This is a genomic window from Arthrobacter sp. Edens01 (genome assembly GCF_001307035.1).
In the GTDB taxonomy this organism is placed as follows: Bacteria; Actinomycetota; Actinomycetes; order Actinomycetales; family Micrococcaceae; genus Arthrobacter_B.
This window is the reverse complement of sequence record NZ_LKIU01000002.1, coordinates 815,776-832,815: the sequence shown is the minus strand read 5'-3', so window position 1 is coordinate 832,815 and position 17,040 is coordinate 815,776. Positions and strand designations below refer to the sequence as shown.

The following is a 17,040-nucleotide window of genomic DNA, read 5'->3' as shown; positions in this document are numbered from 1 at the left end:
GGACCGGGGCACTCCTGCGTTAACGCCAATGTTAAAGCCAAAGCAGGCACCCTGCCATCGGGCCGGCCGGGGCACCGCACACCGTCAGGGAGAGTGCTGCGCGCACGTATGATGAATCAGTCTACGAATAAAGGCAGGTTCATGGATCGTCTGGCCAAGCTCTCCCTCTCCAACCGGGCACTCATCGCCCTTATCACCGTCTTTGTAGCGGTGTTCGGCGTGATCTCGCTGAACTCCCTCAAGCAGGAACTCATCCCGGCACTTGAATTCCCGCAGATCAGCGTTATTACGGCCCTTCCCGGGGCTTCGCCGGAGGTGGTGGACGCACAGATCAGCGAACCCCTGGAAGCTGCCCTTACCGCCGTCGAAGGCCTCGAATCATCCTCGGCGACGTCACGGTCCTCCATCTCCGCCATCACCCTGACCTTTGCCTACGGCACTGACCTGGACCGTGCCCGCGGCCAGGTGGACCGCGCCATTTCAAACGCCCGCCAGGCCCTGCCCGAAGATGCGAACCCGCAGTCGCTGGCCGGCAGCATCAGCGACTTCCCCATCGTTTACCTTGCGGTGTCCAGCGACCAGTCCCTGAGCGAACTGAACTCGGAGCTGCAGCGGCTCACGGTTCCGCGGCTGCAGAAAATCGAAGGTGTCCGCACCGCTGAAGTAACCGGCGGCTCCCAGCGGCACATCGCCATCTCACCGGACCAGGCCGCACTGGCAGCCCTGGGTGCATCGCCGTCGGCCATTGCCGATGCGCTGGAGAACAGCGGTGCGCTTATTCCGGCTGGAACGGTGCAGGAGGAAAGCCGCTCGCTCTCCATCCAGGTTGGCAGCCCGCTTGATTCCCTGGAGAAGGTTTCCGCCCTGCCGATTGAGGCGGAAGGAGCGACGCCGGGAGAAGCGCCTCCGACCATCGGCGACGTCGCCACGGTGGAGATCACGGACGACGAACAGACCTCGATTACCCGGACCAACGGCGAAGCCACGCTGGCCATTTCGATTACCAAAACGCCTGCCGGAGACACTGTGGGCATCTCCCACGAGGTCCTGGACCTCATTCCGTCGCTCCAGGACGAGCTGGGCAACGGCGCCAAGTTCACCGTGATCTTCGATCAGGCTCCGTTCATCGAAAAGTCCATCTCGGACCTCACCACCGAGGGACTGCTGGGCCTGGGCTTCGCCGTCCTGGTGATCCTGGTGTTCCTGCTCTCGGTCCGGTCCACCCTGGTCACGGCAGTCTCCATCCCGCTCTCCCTGCTGGTCACCTTCATTGGCCTGCTCGCGTTTGGCTACTCACTGAATATCCTCACGCTCGGCGCCCTGACCATCGCCATAGGCCGGGTGGTGGATGACTCGATTGTGGTGATCGAGAACATCAAGCGGCATTTGGGTTATGGCGAGGAAAAACGTACCGCGATCCTCACGGCCATCCGCGAAGTGGCCGGCGCCGTCACAGCTTCCACCCTCACCACTGTTGCGGTATTCGCGCCAATCGCCCTGGTAGGCGGACTGGCCGGTGAGCTGTTCCGTCCGTTCGCCGTGACTACGTCGCTGGCCCTGCTGGCTTCGCTGCTGGTGTCACTGACCATCGTCCCGGTGCTCGCCTACTGGTTCCTCAAGTCGTCCAAGCCCGTTGCTGATCCGGAGGCGTACCGCGCCGAGGCAGAGGAACGCGAACAGAAAACCTTCCTCCAGCGCGGCTACCTTCCGATCCTGCGCGGCACACAGCGCCATCCGGTATACACGCTGCTGGCCGGGGTACTGATCCTGGGCGGTACGGCTGCCCTGACGCCTCTGCTGCAGACCAACCTGCTGGGTGACACCGGACAGAACACCTTCAGCGTCCGCCAGGAGCTGCCGGCGGGCAGCTCGCTGGAGACCACCTCCGCCGCCGCCGAAAGCGTGGAGGACGTGCTCTCCGGAACAGAGGGCATCAAGGACGTACAGGTCACGATGGGAACATCCACCTCCGGGATCGCCGCCTTTACCGCCGGAGGTGCTTCCGTTGCGAATTTCACGGTCATTACGGATGAGGGTGTGGACCAGGTAGCCCTGCGCGACACCGTCCGCCGCGAACTCGAAGACCTGGGTGAAGAGGCCGGGACTGTCTCACTCGGGACCCAGGGTGGCGGCTTCGGCACCTCAAACACCGTGGACATCGAGATCTCCGCCGGAGATCCGGCCGACCTTCAGCCGGCCTCAGAGGCCCTGGTTGAAGCGATGTCGGACCTGCCCGGCGTAGCCGAAGCGACTTCCAACCTGGCAAGCTCCGAGCCGGTTGTGCAGGTCAGCATCGACCGCGCCAAGGCAGTGGCGGCGGGGCTGGACGAGCAGCAGGTGGCCGGGATCCTGGCATCGACCCTGAGCCCCCTCCCCGCCGGTACGGTACGGCTGGGCACTGACGATCTGCCCGTACTCATCGGGGAGGGCACGGAGGTAACCACTACCGAGCAGCTTGCCGGCATCGTGATTCCCACCGCCGCAGGACCGGTCCCCCTCAGTGACCTCGCGGTGGTTGAGGAAGTCGAGGTCCCCACCACGGTCTCCTCCTCCGGCGGGGAACGTACCGCCGTCGTCTCCGTAACCCCGTCCGGGGAAGACCTGGGCGGTCCTATTGCCGCAGTCCAGGCGGAGCTGGAGAACGTGGACCTGCCTGCCTCGGTAACCGCCACGCTCAGTGGCGCTGCAACCCAGCAAAACGAGTCCTTCACGCAGCTTGGCCTGGCCCTGCTGGCGGCAATCGCGATCGTTTACGTCATCATGGTTGCCACCTTCAAGTCCCTGGTGCAGCCGCTGATCCTGCTGGTCTCCGTGCCCTTCGCGGCGACCGGTGCCGTCATCCTGCTGCTTGTCGCGAACGTTCCCCTGGGGCTGCCGTCGCTGGTGGGCCTGCTCATGCTGGTGGGTATTGTGGTGACGAACGCGATCGTGCTGATGGACCTCATTAACCAGTACCGCAGGCCACGGGACGGAGAACCCGGAATGAACGTCCGGGAAGCAATCCTCCGCGGTGCCCGGCAGCGGCTGCGGCCAATCCTTATGACGGCGATGGCCACGATTCTGGCCCTGACCCCCATGGCTCTGGGCGTGACCGGGGAAGGCGGATTCATTTCCCGGCCGCTGGCGATTGTGGTCATCGGAGGCCTGATCTCCTCGACGCTCCTGACCCTGGTCCTGGTGCCGGTGCTGTACCAGCTCGTCGAAGGACCGCGGGAACGCCGCGCCCTCGCAAAGGAACAGGCCGCCAAGGAAGAAGCAGCCCGGCTGCGGGCAGAAGCAGCCGGCTGATCTCCTGCACTCCAACAGCAGTGCCGGGTCCCGCAACGGACCCGGCACTGCGGCGTTAAGCACAGGGAATGAATTTCCCGCGGCCCCTGTTGTAGACTTCCATTAGATGCAAATGCATATATCTTTCGAAGCGTCGAGACCGCTTCCCAAGAGTGCAGGACAACAGGAGGCCACCATGCAGATCGGCGTATTCAGCGTCAGCGACATCACCCGGGACCCGGTGACCGGGCGGATGCCCACCGAAGGCGAACGCATCAAGGCCGCGGTGGCAATCGCACGCAAGGTCGAAGAGATCGGAATGGATGTCTATGCCACGGGTGAGCACCACAACCCGCCGTTCTATGCATCCTCCCCCACTACCCTGCTGGGCTACATTGCGGCCCAGACCGAACGCATTATTCTTTCCACGGCAACCACGCTGATCACCACCAATGACCCGGTGAAGATCGCGGAGGACTTCGCCATGCTCCAGCATCTCTCCGACGGGCGCACCGACCTGGTGCTGGGCCGCGGCAACACAGCACCGGTGTACCCGTGGTTCGGGAAGAATGCCCAGGACTCAGTGGACCTCACCGTGGAGAACTACAACCTGCTTCGCCAGCTCTGGGACAACGAGACCGTGAACTGGCAGGGCAAGTTCCGTACTCCGCTGAACAATTTCACCGCCACCCCACGCCCGCTCGACGGCGTTGCCCCGTTTGTGTGGCACGGCTCGATCCGCACTCCCCAGGTGGCGGAAATTGCCGCCTACTTCGGTGACGGTTTCTTTGCCAACAACATCTTCTGGCCCAAGGAGCACTACATGCAGCTGATCGGGCTGTACCGGGAACGCTACGAGCACTACGGCCACGGCTCCGCGGACCAGGCGATCGTTGGCCTGGGCGGACAGTTCTTCATGCGGAAAAACTCCCAGGACGCCGTCAACGAATTCCGGCCCTACTTCGACAACGCCCCGGTTTACGGCCACGGACCGTCGATGGAAGACTTCACGGCCCAGACGCCGCTGACGGTAGGCAGCCCGCAGGAAGTCCTGGAGAAAACCCTCACGTTCCAGGAGTACTTCGGGGACTACCAGCGGCAGCTCTTCCTCATCGACCACGCGGGCCTGCCGCTCAAGACGGTCCTGGAACAGCTGGACCTCTTCGGCGAGCTCGTCCTGCCGGAGCTGCGCCGGGAACTCGACTCGCGGCGTCCGGCACACGTACCTGACGGCCCCACGCATGCTGCACGTGCGGCGGCTCGCGCAGCAGCTTTGTCCACCACCGACGCACCATCTTCAGTAGGCTAAAGCAATGAGTTCCGAGACCAGCCAGGTATCCAACGTAAAACAGACCGCTGAGGCCTGGGAGTCACTCTTCCGCGCCCAGGTCGGTGTTATGCGCAGGCTTCAGCGGGATCCGGAGTTCAAGGAACTGACCATGCGGGAGTACGACGTGCTGTTCAACCTCAGCCGCTGCCCCACCGGCTGGACCAGGCTCAACGAGCTCAACGAGCACCTGCTCATCAGCCAGCCCAGTCTCAGCAGGATGGTGGAACGGCTGGAGAACAAGGGCCTGGTCCAGCGCCGGCCAGCGCGGAACGACCAGCGCGGCGTGGAGCTTGCGCTCACCGACGAGGGCCGGGCCATGCAGAAACGGCTGGGCCGGATCCATGTGCGCGGCATCCATGACCTGCTGGCACCGGCTTTGACGGCGGAGGAGCTGGACCAGGTCAAGGAACTCATGGACAAGCTCCTCGCCAGCCTCGCTTCTGAAGGCAAGCCCGGCACGGAATGACCACAACGCCGCAGCGCCGCGGGGTCCCCAACGGGGAGCTGCACGGCACCGCGGCGGTGGTCAGCGGGGTGCGTTATCTCCAGGCACCCCGATAGGGCTGTTCCCACTGCCCGGCACCAGCGGCGGATCCGCGAACGCCAGCTTCGGCACAAACAGGAGAGCTGCCGCCGCCACGAACGCGGTCACGGAGCAGACCGACCACACCGTGAGGTACCCCGTGAGCGGCGCGGCAGTTGCCGCACCGGCAACCTCTCCCAGCGTCTCCCCGGCAGCACTGAGCAGCGCGATCCCGAAAACCGCCGATGCGAAGGACCCTCCGATTGTCTTAGTGGTGTTGGTCAGGCCGGTCGCCATTCCTGTCCGGTTCAGCGGAGCGGCTGCAGCAGCAGCCGAAGGCAGCGCCGCCACCAGGGCGCCTGACCCAAGGCCGGCGATCACCATGTTTGTCAGGGTTTGCCCCAGCGAATCATGGAACGGCAGGAACAGCCCGTAGCCGGTCCCCACCACCGCTGCGGCACCGCAGAGAGTGATCCTCGGCGTCGTAAGCCTGGCCGCCAGGGGGAACAGGAGCGCACCGGTCAGCACCGAAAGCACGTAGGCACCGATGATGAGGGACACGGAACCCGCTTCCAGCCCCAGCCCGTAGCCGTGCAGCTCGCGGTCGGTCCGGGCGAAAGTGGACATCGGTGCCTGTGCTCCCAGTACGGAGATGCCGAACAGTCCCGCAGTGAGCTGCACCGGCCACATGGTTGGGGCGCAGAGCATACGGATGTCCACCAGCGGTTCGGAGATCCGCAGCTGGTACCGCACAAAGGGAACGAACGCCGCCAGCCCGGCCGCAAGGACAGCCCAGACCCACCAGGTCCCGGCTCCGTTGATGCGCATGAAGGTGAGCCCGGAAGTCAGCAGCAGCAGTCCAATGGCCAGCAGCGTAAACCCGCGGACATCAAGCGCGCCGCCTGCCCGCAGCCCGGTTTCCGGCACGCCAAACCAGACAGCGAACACACAGAGCGTCGCGGCCGCCGCCGGCACCATCAGGGTCAGCCGCAGGTCGCCGCCAAACACATCCACCAGTGCACCGGCCGCGAGCGCTCCGGCGATCACGCCGAACTGCAGGCCTCCCACCAGCACACCGGCCGCCTTGCGGGTCAGCGCTGCGCGGTTTGGCGCGGACGCAGCCCGGGCAAAGATCAGCGCGACCTCCAACGGAAGCCACACCACGTAGAAGCCCTGCAGGGACCAGGCAACCAGGAAGGTCCAGAAGTCCGGAGCGAATGCCACCCCCCAGGACGCAGCGGCAGTCAGCACCGTGGATACCAGCAGGATCCGTTTGTGTCCGAACATATCCCCCAGCCGGGACAGCACCGGAACGGCCAGTGCGCTGAACATCAGCTGGGCTGCCTCGAACCAGTTCACGTCGCCGTCGGCGATTCCGAGGTTCCGTGCGATGTCGGTGAGGATCGGCGTGTAATACCCCTGCAGGATTCCACTGGTGATCTCCACGAGCACCAGGAACAGCACCACCGGCCCGAGCGCGCGCATCAGGGCGCCAGGTTCTGCAGGAGGCGGCGGTAGAAGGTGATTCCTTCGCCCAGTGCCTGGATGGAGAGCTTCTCATTGTCCGCATGGATGGAGGCGCGGGCGGCCCTGTCCATCCGGAACGGGGCAAAGCGGTACACCGCACCGCTGATCCCGGTGAAACGGCGGGAATCAGTCCCGCCAAGCATGATGTAAGGAGCCGGAATGGCGTCAGGGAACACTTCACGGATGGTCCGCTCCAGCGCAGCGAACTGTGCGTTCGACGTCGGTGAGACGGGGGAAGGTTCTGTGCCTTCCACTACGCGGAGGGTGATTTTGCGGTCCCGGACCGTTCGGCGCAGCCGCTCCAGCGCCGTTTCGATGCTCTCGCCCGGCGCGATCCGCACGTTGGCGTTGGCACTTGCCCGGGTTGCCAGGACGTTGGAGGCTTTGGATCCCTGCAGCTGGGTGACCGCGACCGTTGTGCGGGTCAGCGCATTCGGTTCTCCTCCAAGGGCGCCAAAGATCCGGGTCAGCGGACCCCGCAGGGTTCCGGCGCGGGAAAACACGAGCCGCGCCGGAAACCCTGCGCCGGCGGCAAGCCGGTTCAGCATTTCGATGGTTACCGGATGCAGTGCGGCCGGGAACGGGCGCCGGTCCAGGCGCACGACGGCGCGTGCCACCCGTGCGGTGGCGCCCATGCGGCTGGGAGTCGAGGCGTGTCCGCCCGGATCCTCTGCCGAGAGTTCGACGTCGAGGATCCCTTTCTCCGAGACCCCAACGACCGCCACCGGGGATTTCACGAAGGGGAAGGCCTGCGCGGCCACGGCACCGCCTTCATCCAGGACCAGCCAGGGGCGTATCCCGCGTGTTTCCAGCAGGGCCGCTGCCTTCGCTGCGGTCTCCCCCGCTGTTTCCTCGTTGTCGCCGAAGGAGAGGTAGACACTGCGTTCGGGAACAAAGCCCTCTGCCAGCAGCGTTTCCACGGCCTCCATGACAGCTGCCAGGGACCCCTTGTCATCCAGGGTTCCCCGGCCATGGACATAACCGCCGGCCACAACGCCGGCGAAGGGCGGGTAGTCCCATGTTGCCTCGTCCTCGACGGGCACAACGTCGTAGTGCGCCATCAGCACCACCGGTTCAAGCCCGGGGTTCCGGCCTGCCCAGTGAAACAGGAGGCCTCCGCCAACTTCTTCCACGGTGAGGCTGTTGTGGACCCCCGGGTACAGGGCGGCGAGTTCAGCGCGGAAACGGGCGAACTCGGCGTCATCCACTTCCTCCGGGCTGCGTGAGGAAACCGTGCGGCAGGTAATTAGCCGGGCAAGCCTGGGGGCTGCAGCCTCGCCCAAGTCCCGGGGCAGCGCTTCTGCCGGTGTGCTCGTGTACATGGCAGAAGTGTAGGGCCGCCGTGTTACGGATGAGTTTTGCGACGCGATACTACGACGGCGCCTGTTGCAGGTCCCGGAGGCGTTTCACGGCACCGCTGAGTGCCCGGGCGGCCAGTGCCACCTCGTTCTCCCGCACAGTAGGGGCAAAGGTCAGGCGGACGGCGGTCTGTGCCGTTTCCCGGTCCAGGCCCATTGCCGTGAGCACGGGGGAAGGTTCGTCCGCCCCGGAGGCGCACGCCGACCCCGAGGAGCAGAGCACCCCGGCCCGCTCGGCTTCCAGGAGCACGGCTTCGCCGCTCGTACCCGGGAAGCAGAATGAGGCGTGTCCCGGCAGCCGTTCGGTGCGGTGGCCGGTCAGCAGTGCGCCCGGTACCTGTTCCAGCACCGTGTCGATCAGGTAGTCCCGCAGTTTCCGGGCCCGCTCAGCGGCGGCCGGGCGCTCCTGCTCGGCCAGGGACAGTGCGGTGGCCAGCGCAACTGCTCCTGCCACGTTCTCGGTGCCCGCGCGCCGGCCGCGTTCCTGCCCGCCGCCGTGGATCAGCGGTTCCAGCGGCAGCACTCCGCGGACGTAGAGCAGTCCGCAGCCCTTGGGAGCACCGAGTTTGTGCCCGGAGATGCTCAGCGCGTCGATGCCGGTGCCGGCCACGGACACGGGCAGCCAGCCTGCAGCCTGCACGGCGTCGGTGTGGAACGGTATTCCCCGGGCGCGGCAGGCTTCGGCAATCTCGCTGACCGGCTGCAGGGTTCCTACCTCGTTGTTCGCCGTCATGATGGTGCACAGAGTCGTGTCACGCGTCAGCGCAGCTTCAACTCCAGCGGGATCAACCCGTCCGGTCCCGTCCACCGGAACCAGGGTGATCCGGAACCCGTGCAGGCGCTGAAGGTAGGCCAGGGATTCGAGGACGGCCGGATGCTCGACGGCGCTGGAGACAATGTGCCGTCCCTGCGGGGCGGCGAGCGCCAGGCCCTTGATGGCAAGGTTGTCCGACTCGGTTCCGCCTGAGGTGAAGACGATATCTCCGGGACGGCAGCCCAGGACACCCGCTGCAGTGCGGCGGGCGTAGTCCAGGGCGCGGGCAGCGGTCTCACCGGCTGAATGGACGCTGGACGGGTTGCCGAAGTCGCTGGTGTACAGCGGGGCCAGGGCTGCCAGTACTTCCGGACGAACCGGTGTTGTGGCTGCGGCGTCGAAGTAGATCATCGCGGCTGCGCCTGAGGCACCGTCGCGCGGATGTCCAGTCCCAGGTCCAGGGCACGGACGCTGTGGGTCAGGGCACCTGCGGAGATGATGTCCACGCCCGTGTCCGCAATCGCTGCAACGGTGTCGAGCCGGACATTCCCGCTGGCCTCCACAAGTGCCCGCCCGTTGACAACCGCCACCCCGCGCCGGAGGTCTTCGATGCTGAAGTTGTCCAGAAGCACCGTATCTGCTCCTCCTGCCAGCACCGGTTCGATCTGGTCCAGCGAGTCCACCTCCACCTCGAAGTGCACTGTGTGGGGCAGCCTGTCCTTTGCCTGGCGAAGCGCCGTTGCCAGGTCCATCCCTGCTGCGGCGATAACGGCCAGGTGGTTGTCCTTTGCCATGACGGCGTCGGAGAGCGAGTAGCGGTGGTTGAACCCGCCCCCGCAGCGCACCGCATAGCGTTCAAGCGCCCGCAGTCCCGGTGTTGTTTTACGCGTGTCCGCAATACGGGCCCGGGTTCCAGCTGCCTGCGCTACGAAGCGGGCGGTCTGGGTAGCGATGCCTGAGAGCCGCTGCACCAGATTCAGTGCCACCCTTTCCCCTGTGAGGACGCTCCGGGCCGGGCCGGAGACCTCGGCGAGGATTCCGCCCGCGTCGAACCGTTCGCCGTCGCGCACAAGGCACATGACGGAAGTGCCCGGGCCGGCGAGCCGGAAGGCCGCCTCAAGAATCTGTTCACCGCAAAAAATGCCTTCTTCCCGCGCCGTGAGGAAGGCAGTAACCTCCGCGGCTTCAGGAACCAGCGCATGTGAGGTGAGGTCGCCCCAAGGTGAGTCTTCTGCGAGCGCCGCCGTGACTACTGTTTCCACTTCGGTGACGGGAAGCGGCATAGGCTGCGCTGCGCCGTCCGGGGGCAGCACCCCGGTGCCGAAGCCGCGCTCCGAATCGCTCATTGGCTCTGTGTTGGTCATCTGTGTCCCTTCACTAGTCTGGAAAGCTTTCCGGCTATGCCGCTGCCGGCCACGGCTATTGTCACGGCCGGACCGCCAGCATCCGTTCCAGTGCGGTGAGGGCGGCCGCAGCGGTGTGTCCGGGAACTGTGATCCGGTTGCGGGTCTGCCCGTCGAGCAGGCCCTCAAGAACCCACGCAAGGTAGCCGGGGTGGATGCGGTACATCGTGGAACAGGGGCAGACGACGGGATCAAGACAGAAAATGGTGTGCTCCGGGTACTGCGCGGCAAGCCGGTTCACCATGTTGATCTCCGTGCCAACCGCGAACGTACTTCCGGGCTCCGCTGCGGCGACGGCTTTCTGGATGTAGTCGGTGGACCCGGATTCATCCGCGGCATCGACCACCGGCATGGGACATTCGGGATGCACGATCACCCGGACGCCGGGATGTTCTGCGCGTGCCCTGGCAATCTGGTCCACGGTAAAGCGCTTGTGCACCGAACAGAACCCGTTCCACAGGAGCACCCTGGCTTCCAGCAGGGACTGGGCGGTGTTGCCGCCCAGGGGCAGGCGGGGATTCCACATGGGCATCTTCTCAAGCGGAATACCCATGGCCCTGGCCGTGTTCCGCCCCAGATGCTGGTCCGGAAAGAACAGCACCCGGCAGCCGCGTTCGAAGGCCCATTCCAGGACAGCCGCCGCGTTGGAGGAGGTGCAGACGATCCCGCCGCTCTCTCCGCAGAAGGCCTTCAATGCAGCGGAGGAGTTCATGTAGGTCACGGGTATGACCTGCTGCCGTCCGTCTGCGTCCGGGGTTTCGCCGTAGAGCGCTGTCAGCTGCTCCCAGCATTCAGCGACAGAATCGGCATCGGCCATGTCCGCCATTGAACATCCGGCCGCCAGGTTCGGGAGCAGCACTGCCTGTTCAGGGCCGGAAAGAAGATCAGCAGTTTCGGCCATGAAGTGCACGCCGCAGAAGATGATCGCTTCCGCCTCCGGCCGGCTCCTGGCTGCCCTTGCCAGCTGGAACGAGTCCCCCACGAAGTCTGCGTGCCGGACCACCTCGTCGCGCTGATAGAAGTGCCCCAGGATCACGGCCCTCTCCCCCAGCGCATCCTTCGCCCTGGCAATCCGTTCTTCCAGCTCCGTGTCCGTCGCCTGCCGGTATTCCTGCGGGAGCTCATCCTGCCGGGGTGTTCCGGCAGGGACCGGATCTGACAGGGAAGCCCCGGGGCCGTAGCCGGGTGCGGCGTCGAAGTCCCAGGGCGCGGCGGCCAGTCCCGGTGTGCAGGTCGACGCTGCGGACACCACCTGTGCTTCCCCGGGTCCGGAAAGCAGGGCGTTCCTGGTGGCAACGCTGCCGCCGGAGGGCTGGATCGTTTCGTTCATCTCAGTGCTCCGTTGCTTGAGGGCGTGCCTGGCTCGCGGGGAATGAATCCGTCCGGGGATCCGGGCCCGCATACCGGTACAGCCGCGGCGGGCGGTGGCGGCCGCCCTGAAGGTATCCGTCGGTGGGTTCAATGTGCACGGAGGCCTGGAGTTGGCGGCGGAAGTTGGCAGGGTCCAGGCCACGCCCCAGAACAGCCTCGTAGACCTCCCGGACCTGCGCCAGGGTGAAAGTGGGACCCAGGAACGCATAGGCCACGGTGCCGTATTCAAGCTTGTTCCGGAGCCGCCAGAGCGCATAGTCAACAATCTGGTTGTGGTCAAAGGCCAGCGTTCCAACTTTGTCCGCCCGGAACCAGGCAACGTTTTCGTCCTGCCGGGCCAGGGCGGCCTCGTCCGGCTGCACCAGGGCCCAGTACACGATCGAGACAACCCTGGGGGACGGAGAGCGGTCCGGGCCGCCGAAGGCGTACAGCTGTTCCAGATAGCTTGGCTGCAGCCCGGTGGTCTCCTGCAGGTTGCGCGCTGCGGCATCCTGGAGTGATTCGCTGGGCTGCAGCGGCCCTCCCGGCAGTGCCCACAGATCGAGGTAAGGCTGCCGGATCCGACGGACGAGCGGCAGCCAGAGCGTCAGGCTGCCCGTGTCAGGATCCGGGCGGAGCGCGAAAATCACCGTTGAGATGGCCAGCGACGGCGGTTCCTGCTCCCGCTCCGAGACGTTGGCATATCTGGGGCTCATCAGTCGTGGCCTTCCCGGGACGCGGGCCTGTGCCCGCAGGAGCTAAGTAAGAGTCATGCCGACTCTAACTCATCACCCTGGGTTCCAGGCGCTTTGAACCGGGAACGTTACGCGCTTTGCCCGGACTCCTTGGCCTCGGCACCGGCTGCCGCGTGCAGAAGCGGGAGCATGCGTCCCTCGAAGTGGGTGTTGAGCACAATGACCGAGGAAGACCTGAGCACGGCGCCAGTGGCAACCATGGAGTCGATTACCCGCTGCAGGTCTGAGTTTGACCGAGCGGCGACACGGGCAATGAGGTCGCTTTCCCCCGACACGGTATGAACTTCCTGCACTTCGGGGATCTCTGCCAGCGCGGCTACCACAGCATCATGGCCCATGTCCTGGCGGATCGTCAGGGAGCAATACGCGGTGACAACATAGCCCAGCGCGGCCGGATCCAACCGGGGTCCCCAACCTGCAATGACGCCGCTTCGCTGCATGCGGTCCAGCCTGGCCTGCACGGTTGCCCGTGCAACCTTCAGCTTCCGCGAAGCCTCCAGGACCGACATCCGAGGGTCATCGGTAAAAAGGGACACGATCCGGGCGTCAAGCTGATCTGTTGCCATGGCAACCTTTCCGTACAGGAAGTTCCGGAGAAGAACCGGACAACCGTCCGGATCAGGGACGTGGCACTGCCCCTGTGGGAACTTTAGCGGCACGGCAGCCCTGCTGCAGCGCGCCACGCACGGAATGAATTACAGGCCGGCACCGTGCAAGAAGCGAAAAACGGACCTGCGGGCACAGAATTGAAAATACTATTTGCCGCCGGAAATTCCGTTCCCGCGGATATAAAACGCAGCCGCGGTGAATTGCGGAATTCCCCATGCAGTAAGTGATGCGGGTGAAAAATCAAGGCAGGAAAGTAACGTCCGCTGCCCGTCCGCCTGAAGCGTTTGCGCAGGTGCGGGCCGGTGCGCAGCCTCATGGCCACGCACCGGCCGCACCTGCTCAACTACGTAGGGCTGCTACTGGCCCTTGCGCTTACGGGGGGCCGGCTCAGCACCGGCCGACTTGGCCCGCTTCTCGGCGCGTTTCTCCTTGATGGACTTGCCTGGCTTTTTTGCGTTTCCCGACAATGTGCACTCCTCAGCGACTGGTAAGCGGCGGGCCGGGAATTTCCTCAGGCCGCCTAACTTTATGCCTACACTCAGAAACCCGGTTTATTCGTAAAGACCGGATACCCAGACCATACCCGGAAATAAAATAAATGCCAGTCCTGCGCTGCGAACGCTTCATGTGCTTACCCCGAAAAGAGCCGCCCCGGTACTCCCGGCCGGGAGGGCGCTTTCGTTTTCCTGATCCGGCTCCAGCCGCGGGAGCCGCACGTTCCGGCGCCCCGACCGAACACTCAGCAGCTTGCGGGTCTTTGCACTTTGTATAGGTACTTGAGTGATGCGATTGACGATCTGCGCACTGTGCCTACCGTTTGTGATGCGTATTGCAGAGTCTGGTGACTCACGTTACGTTTCCCTCATGGACCTAGATACAACGAGCATCCCCGAGCTCACCGCCGAGGAACTGCGGCAGCTGTACAAACTGCTTATTTCCACCAGGGAACTTGACCTCGCTGCCGTCGCCTGGCAGCGGCAGGGCATCCTGCCCGGCTACGCACCGGAACTTGGCCAGGAAGCTGCGCAGGTGGGCAGCGCGTTCGCCCTGGATACCTCGCGCGACTTTGCGTTTCCGACCTACCGCGAGATGGGCGTCGCCCTAACCCTTGGCGTGGACATGGTGGAGTACATGTCCACACACAAGGCCAGCTGGCACGGAGGCCTTTACAATCCGGTCACTACCCGGCTGGCACCGATCCAGGCCGTCGTGGGCGGCTCGGTGCTGCACGCCGTCGGCTGGGCCCATGGCCAGCGCCTGGGCGCTGCAGACGTTGTCCGGTCAGAGGATGAAACCGGCGGCCTGCCGGCGGCCATCACCTACTTCGGCGACGGTGCAAGCTCGCAGGGCGACGTCCATGAAGCCATGAACTTCGCCGGCGTACTCAAAGCTCCGGTGGTGTTCTTCGTCCAAAACAACGGCTGGGCCATCTCGCTGCCCACCGAGGAACAGGTGGCAGGCGGCACCGTGGCAGCCCGGGCCGCCGGGTATGGAATGGCCGCGGTGACCGTCGACGGCAACGACGCCCCCGCCGTCGTCCGGGCAACACGGGCGGCCCTGAAGCACGCACGCTCCGGGAACGGGCCGGTGCTCATTGAAGCTATGACCTACCGCCGCGGACCGCATTCAACCAGCGACGATCCCGGGCGGTACCGCACCCTCGACGAGGAACGGCGCGACGGCGGCGAGGATCCCGTTGCACGCCTGGCACACCTGCTCCTGGAGAGCGGTGCCGCAGACCAGGCATTCCTGGACAACGCCGGAGCAGAGGCAAAGGCACACACCGAAACAGTCCGCGAAGGTGTACAGGCGCTGAAACCCCGCCCCGGCCAGGAGATGTTCGACTACGTCTTCGCCGAACCCACCGACGCACTCAAGGCCCAGGCCCGCGCCTGGCGGGAGGAATCCGAGCATGTCTAGCCAATTGACCGAAGGAGCCCGGCCCATGGAGGCTGATGCCCCCGCCGGCACCGTAGAGACCATGTCCATGCAGGCTGCGCTGAACCGTGCACTCGCCGAGATCCTGGCCGAGGATCCCAAGGCCGTAGTGCTGGGTGAAGACGTGGGACGGCTCGGCGGGGTTTTCCGGATCACTGACGGACTGCAGAAGCAGTTCGGAGCTGATCGGGTTTTCGATACTCCACTGGCCGAGTCAGGCATCCTCGGTATGTCCGTGGGACTGGCGATGGCCGGCTTCCACCCCATCCCCGAGGTGCAGTTCGACGGTTTTGCCTACCCCGCGGTGAACCAGATCATCACCCAGCTGGCACGCATGAACTACCGCAGCCGCGGCACCATGCCCATGCCGGTCACGCTCCGCGTTCCCAGCTTCGGCGGCATCCGTGCACCCGAACACCACGGCGAGTCCCTCGAGGCGCTCTTCGCGCACGTTCCGGGCCTGAAGGTCGTCTCTCCGTCGAGCCCCCACCAGGCCTACCACCTGCTCAAGCATGCCGCCGCCCAGCCGGACCCGGTCATCTTCATGGAGCCGAAGTCCCGCTACTGGCAGAAGGACACCGTGGACACGGGCACTCCCGGAAACCTGCACGGTTCACAGGTGGTCCGCGAGGGCAGGCACCTGACCCTGGTCGCCTGGGGCGCCATGGTGGCGCGCTGCCTGCAGGTGGCCGAGCTTGCCGCCGAGGACGGAATCGAAATCGAGGTGCTGGACCTGCGCTGGCTGAAGCCGATCGACGCCGAAGGCCTGGCTGCCTCGGTTTCCAAGACGCGCCGCGCCGTCGTCGTCCATGAAGCCCCGCTCACCGCGGGACTGGGGGCGGAAGTTGCCGCACTCATCACGCAGCACTGTTTCGACACACTCAAGGCCCCGGTGGAGCGAGTGACCGGATTCGACGTACCGTATCCCTCGGGTGACCTGGAAGACGAATACATCCCGAACATTGACCGCATCCTTTTTGGGATCCAGCGAGTATTGGAGTACCGGCGTGGCTGAAATTTCTTTCCCCCTGCCCGACCTTGGTGAAGGCCTGATCGAGGCCACCGTCCTGGAATGGCTGGTTGCCCCCGGCGACCAGGTTGAGCGCAACCAGCCGCTGGTTGAGGTGGAAACCAGCAAGTCTGCTGTTGAGCTGCCGTCCCCGCAGGCCGGCGTCGTTGCCCGCGTCTACGGCGAAGCCGGAGAGAAGATCAACGTGGGCGAACCCCTCGTAGTCTTCGAAGTTCCCGACGACACCGCCGGCATTGTCGGCACCGTACCGCAGGAGGCGCCGGCACGCCGCCGGGTCCGCCTGTCCGCGGTCCTTGATGAGGACTGAGATGGGCGCCGGAACCCTGGACAGCACCTCCCCGCTCCTGCACAGCCAGATTCACGAGCCCGACGGCGGCAGCGTGCTGCGCCCGGTGCTGGCCCTGCACGGCTTCGCCTCCTCCGCGGAGATGAACTGGGCCTCCACCGGATGGATAGGCGCCCTGACCGGCGCAGGCCGCCGGGTCATCACCGTGGACCTTCCCGGCCACGGACTCAGCGGCAGCCCCGAAGAGAGGGAACACTACCGGCCCAGCCGGATTCGTAAGGCAATTCTTGAGCTGCTGGATGAGTCCGGCGTTACCCCGCTGGTTGACGCGGATCCGGCGTCTGGTGTGGACGTGATCGGTTATTCCCTGGGCTCAAGGCTCGCCTGGGAGTTCGGCGCAGCTGCCCCGCAGCTGGTGCACCGCATGGTCCTTGGAGGTCCCGGCGCCGGCGATCCGCTGGCTGACTTCGATCTGGAGGGTGCACGGAAGTTCCTGTCAGAAGGCACTCCGGTCCCGGACCCGGTCAGCGCCGACCTTTTGAAGATGGCGCAGATAGTCCCCAGCAATAACCTCGAGGCGCTGTTCACGCTGATTGAGGCCATCAAGGAAGAGCCCTTCCGTCCAGCGGAGTCCGTTCCCTCCATGCCGCTGCTGCTGGTTGCCGGAGACCAGGATGAACTGGCTGTGAGCGCTCCGCAGCTGGCAGAGCTGAACGGAAAGGCTGACCTGCTGCTCCTGCCCGGGCGCAGACATGCGAATGCCGTGACCTCGCGGGCGTTTAAGACCGCAGCCCTCGAGTTTCTCGGCGGGTAGGAATCCTCCCCGGCAGCGGCAGCCGCAGGTCAAGAGTTGGTTACGGCGGGAGAGATCTGCGCGGGAAGGGTGTCCGGACAGGATAGGATCGAGTAA

Annotated in this window: 14 protein-coding genes; 7 read left to right on the top strand and 7 right to left on the bottom strand. The window is 65.2% G+C overall.

Annotated features, from left to right (window positions below):
* Positions 1 to 141: 141 nt before the first annotated feature.
* The 3 genes from AO716_RS04275 to AO716_RS04265 all read left to right on the top strand — a co-directional run bounded on the left by AO716_RS04275 (position 142) and on the right by AO716_RS04265 (position 5,063).
* On the top strand, positions 142 to 3,288 hold the full coding sequence (locus tag AO716_RS04275) for an efflux RND transporter permease subunit (protein WP_055239673.1): 3,147 nt from the start codon (positions 142 to 144) through the stop codon (positions 3,286 to 3,288).
* 175 nt (positions 3,289 to 3,463) lie between these two features.
* On the top strand, positions 3,464 to 4,576 hold the full coding sequence (locus AO716_RS04270) for an LLM class flavin-dependent oxidoreductase (protein ID WP_055239672.1): 1,113 nt from the start codon (positions 3,464 to 3,466) through the stop codon (positions 4,574 to 4,576).
* A gap of 4 nt (positions 4,577 to 4,580) precedes the next feature.
* Positions 4,581 to 5,063 (top strand): MarR family winged helix-turn-helix transcriptional regulator, encoded by a 483-nt coding sequence (locus AO716_RS04265; protein ID WP_055239671.1) that lies wholly within the window; start codon positions 4,581 to 4,583, stop codon positions 5,061 to 5,063.
* 60 nt (positions 5,064 to 5,123) lie between these two features.
* Here AO716_RS04265 and AO716_RS04260 read toward each other — a convergent pair whose 3' ends face one another.
* The 7 genes from AO716_RS04260 to AO716_RS04230 form a co-directional block, all read right to left on the bottom strand.
* Positions 5,124 to 6,605: an MFS transporter gene (locus AO716_RS04260; protein ID WP_055239670.1), complete on the bottom strand. Its 1,482-nt coding sequence runs from the start codon at positions 6,603 to 6,605 to the stop codon at positions 5,124 to 5,126.
* Positions 6,605 to 7,969 carry a M20/M25/M40 family metallo-hydrolase gene (locus AO716_RS04255; protein WP_055239669.1) on the bottom strand — a complete coding sequence of 455 codons (1,365 nt, stop codon included), beginning with the start codon at positions 7,967 to 7,969 and terminating at the stop codon, positions 6,605 to 6,607. The genes AO716_RS04260 and AO716_RS04255 overlap by 1 nt, the downstream gene beginning before the upstream one ends.
* A 49-nt stretch (positions 7,970 to 8,018) precedes the next feature.
* Positions 8,019 to 9,170 carry a cysteine desulfurase family protein gene (locus AO716_RS04250; protein WP_055239668.1) on the bottom strand — a complete coding sequence of 384 codons (1,152 nt, stop codon included), beginning with the start codon at positions 9,168 to 9,170 and terminating at the stop codon, positions 8,019 to 8,021.
* Positions 9,167 to 10,042 carry a carboxylating nicotinate-nucleotide diphosphorylase gene (nadC, locus tag AO716_RS04245; RefSeq protein WP_055239773.1) on the bottom strand — a complete coding sequence of 292 codons (876 nt, stop codon included), beginning with the start codon at positions 10,040 to 10,042 and terminating at the stop codon, positions 9,167 to 9,169. Before nadC ends, AO716_RS04250 begins: the two co-directional genes overlap by 4 nt.
* 142 nt (positions 10,043 to 10,184) lie before the next feature.
* Positions 10,185 to 11,492, bottom strand: a complete 1,308-nt coding sequence (gene nadA / locus AO716_RS04240; RefSeq protein WP_082413295.1) for a quinolinate synthase NadA — start codon at positions 11,490 to 11,492, stop codon at positions 10,185 to 10,187.
* Between the two features lies 1 nt (position 11,493).
* Complete coding sequence (locus AO716_RS04235; protein WP_055239667.1) at positions 11,494 to 12,228, bottom strand: NUDIX hydrolase; 735 nt, start codon at positions 12,226 to 12,228, stop codon at positions 11,494 to 11,496.
* Positions 12,229 to 12,335: 107 nt separating this feature from the next.
* Positions 12,336 to 12,833, bottom strand: a complete 498-nt coding sequence (locus tag AO716_RS04230) for an Lrp/AsnC family transcriptional regulator (protein WP_055239666.1) — start codon at positions 12,831 to 12,833, stop codon at positions 12,336 to 12,338.
* 907 nt (positions 12,834 to 13,740) lie between these two features.
* Between AO716_RS04230 and AO716_RS04225 the strand changes: the two genes are divergently transcribed.
* From AO716_RS04225 to AO716_RS04210, 4 genes are read left to right on the top strand one after another with little or no spacing between them, the layout of a single operon-like run.
* On the top strand, positions 13,741 to 14,796 hold the full coding sequence (locus AO716_RS04225) for a thiamine pyrophosphate-dependent enzyme (RefSeq protein WP_055239771.1): 1,056 nt from the start codon (positions 13,741 to 13,743) through the stop codon (positions 14,794 to 14,796).
* A complete protein-coding gene (locus AO716_RS04220; RefSeq protein ID WP_055239665.1) occupies positions 14,789 to 15,829 on the top strand; it encodes an alpha-ketoacid dehydrogenase subunit beta in 1,041 nt (346 codons plus the stop codon). Before AO716_RS04225 ends, AO716_RS04220 begins: the two co-directional genes overlap by 8 nt.
* Positions 15,822 to 16,151 carry a biotin/lipoyl-containing protein gene (locus AO716_RS04215; RefSeq protein ID WP_055239664.1) on the top strand — a complete coding sequence of 110 codons (330 nt, stop codon included), beginning with the start codon at positions 15,822 to 15,824 and terminating at the stop codon, positions 16,149 to 16,151. Before AO716_RS04220 ends, AO716_RS04215 begins: the two co-directional genes overlap by 8 nt.
* Position 16,152: 1 nt before the next feature.
* Positions 16,153 to 16,944: an alpha/beta fold hydrolase gene (locus AO716_RS04210; protein ID WP_082413294.1), complete on the top strand. Its 792-nt coding sequence runs from the start codon at positions 16,153 to 16,155 to the stop codon at positions 16,942 to 16,944.
* The last annotated feature ends 96 nt before the right edge of the window (positions 16,945 to 17,040 follow it).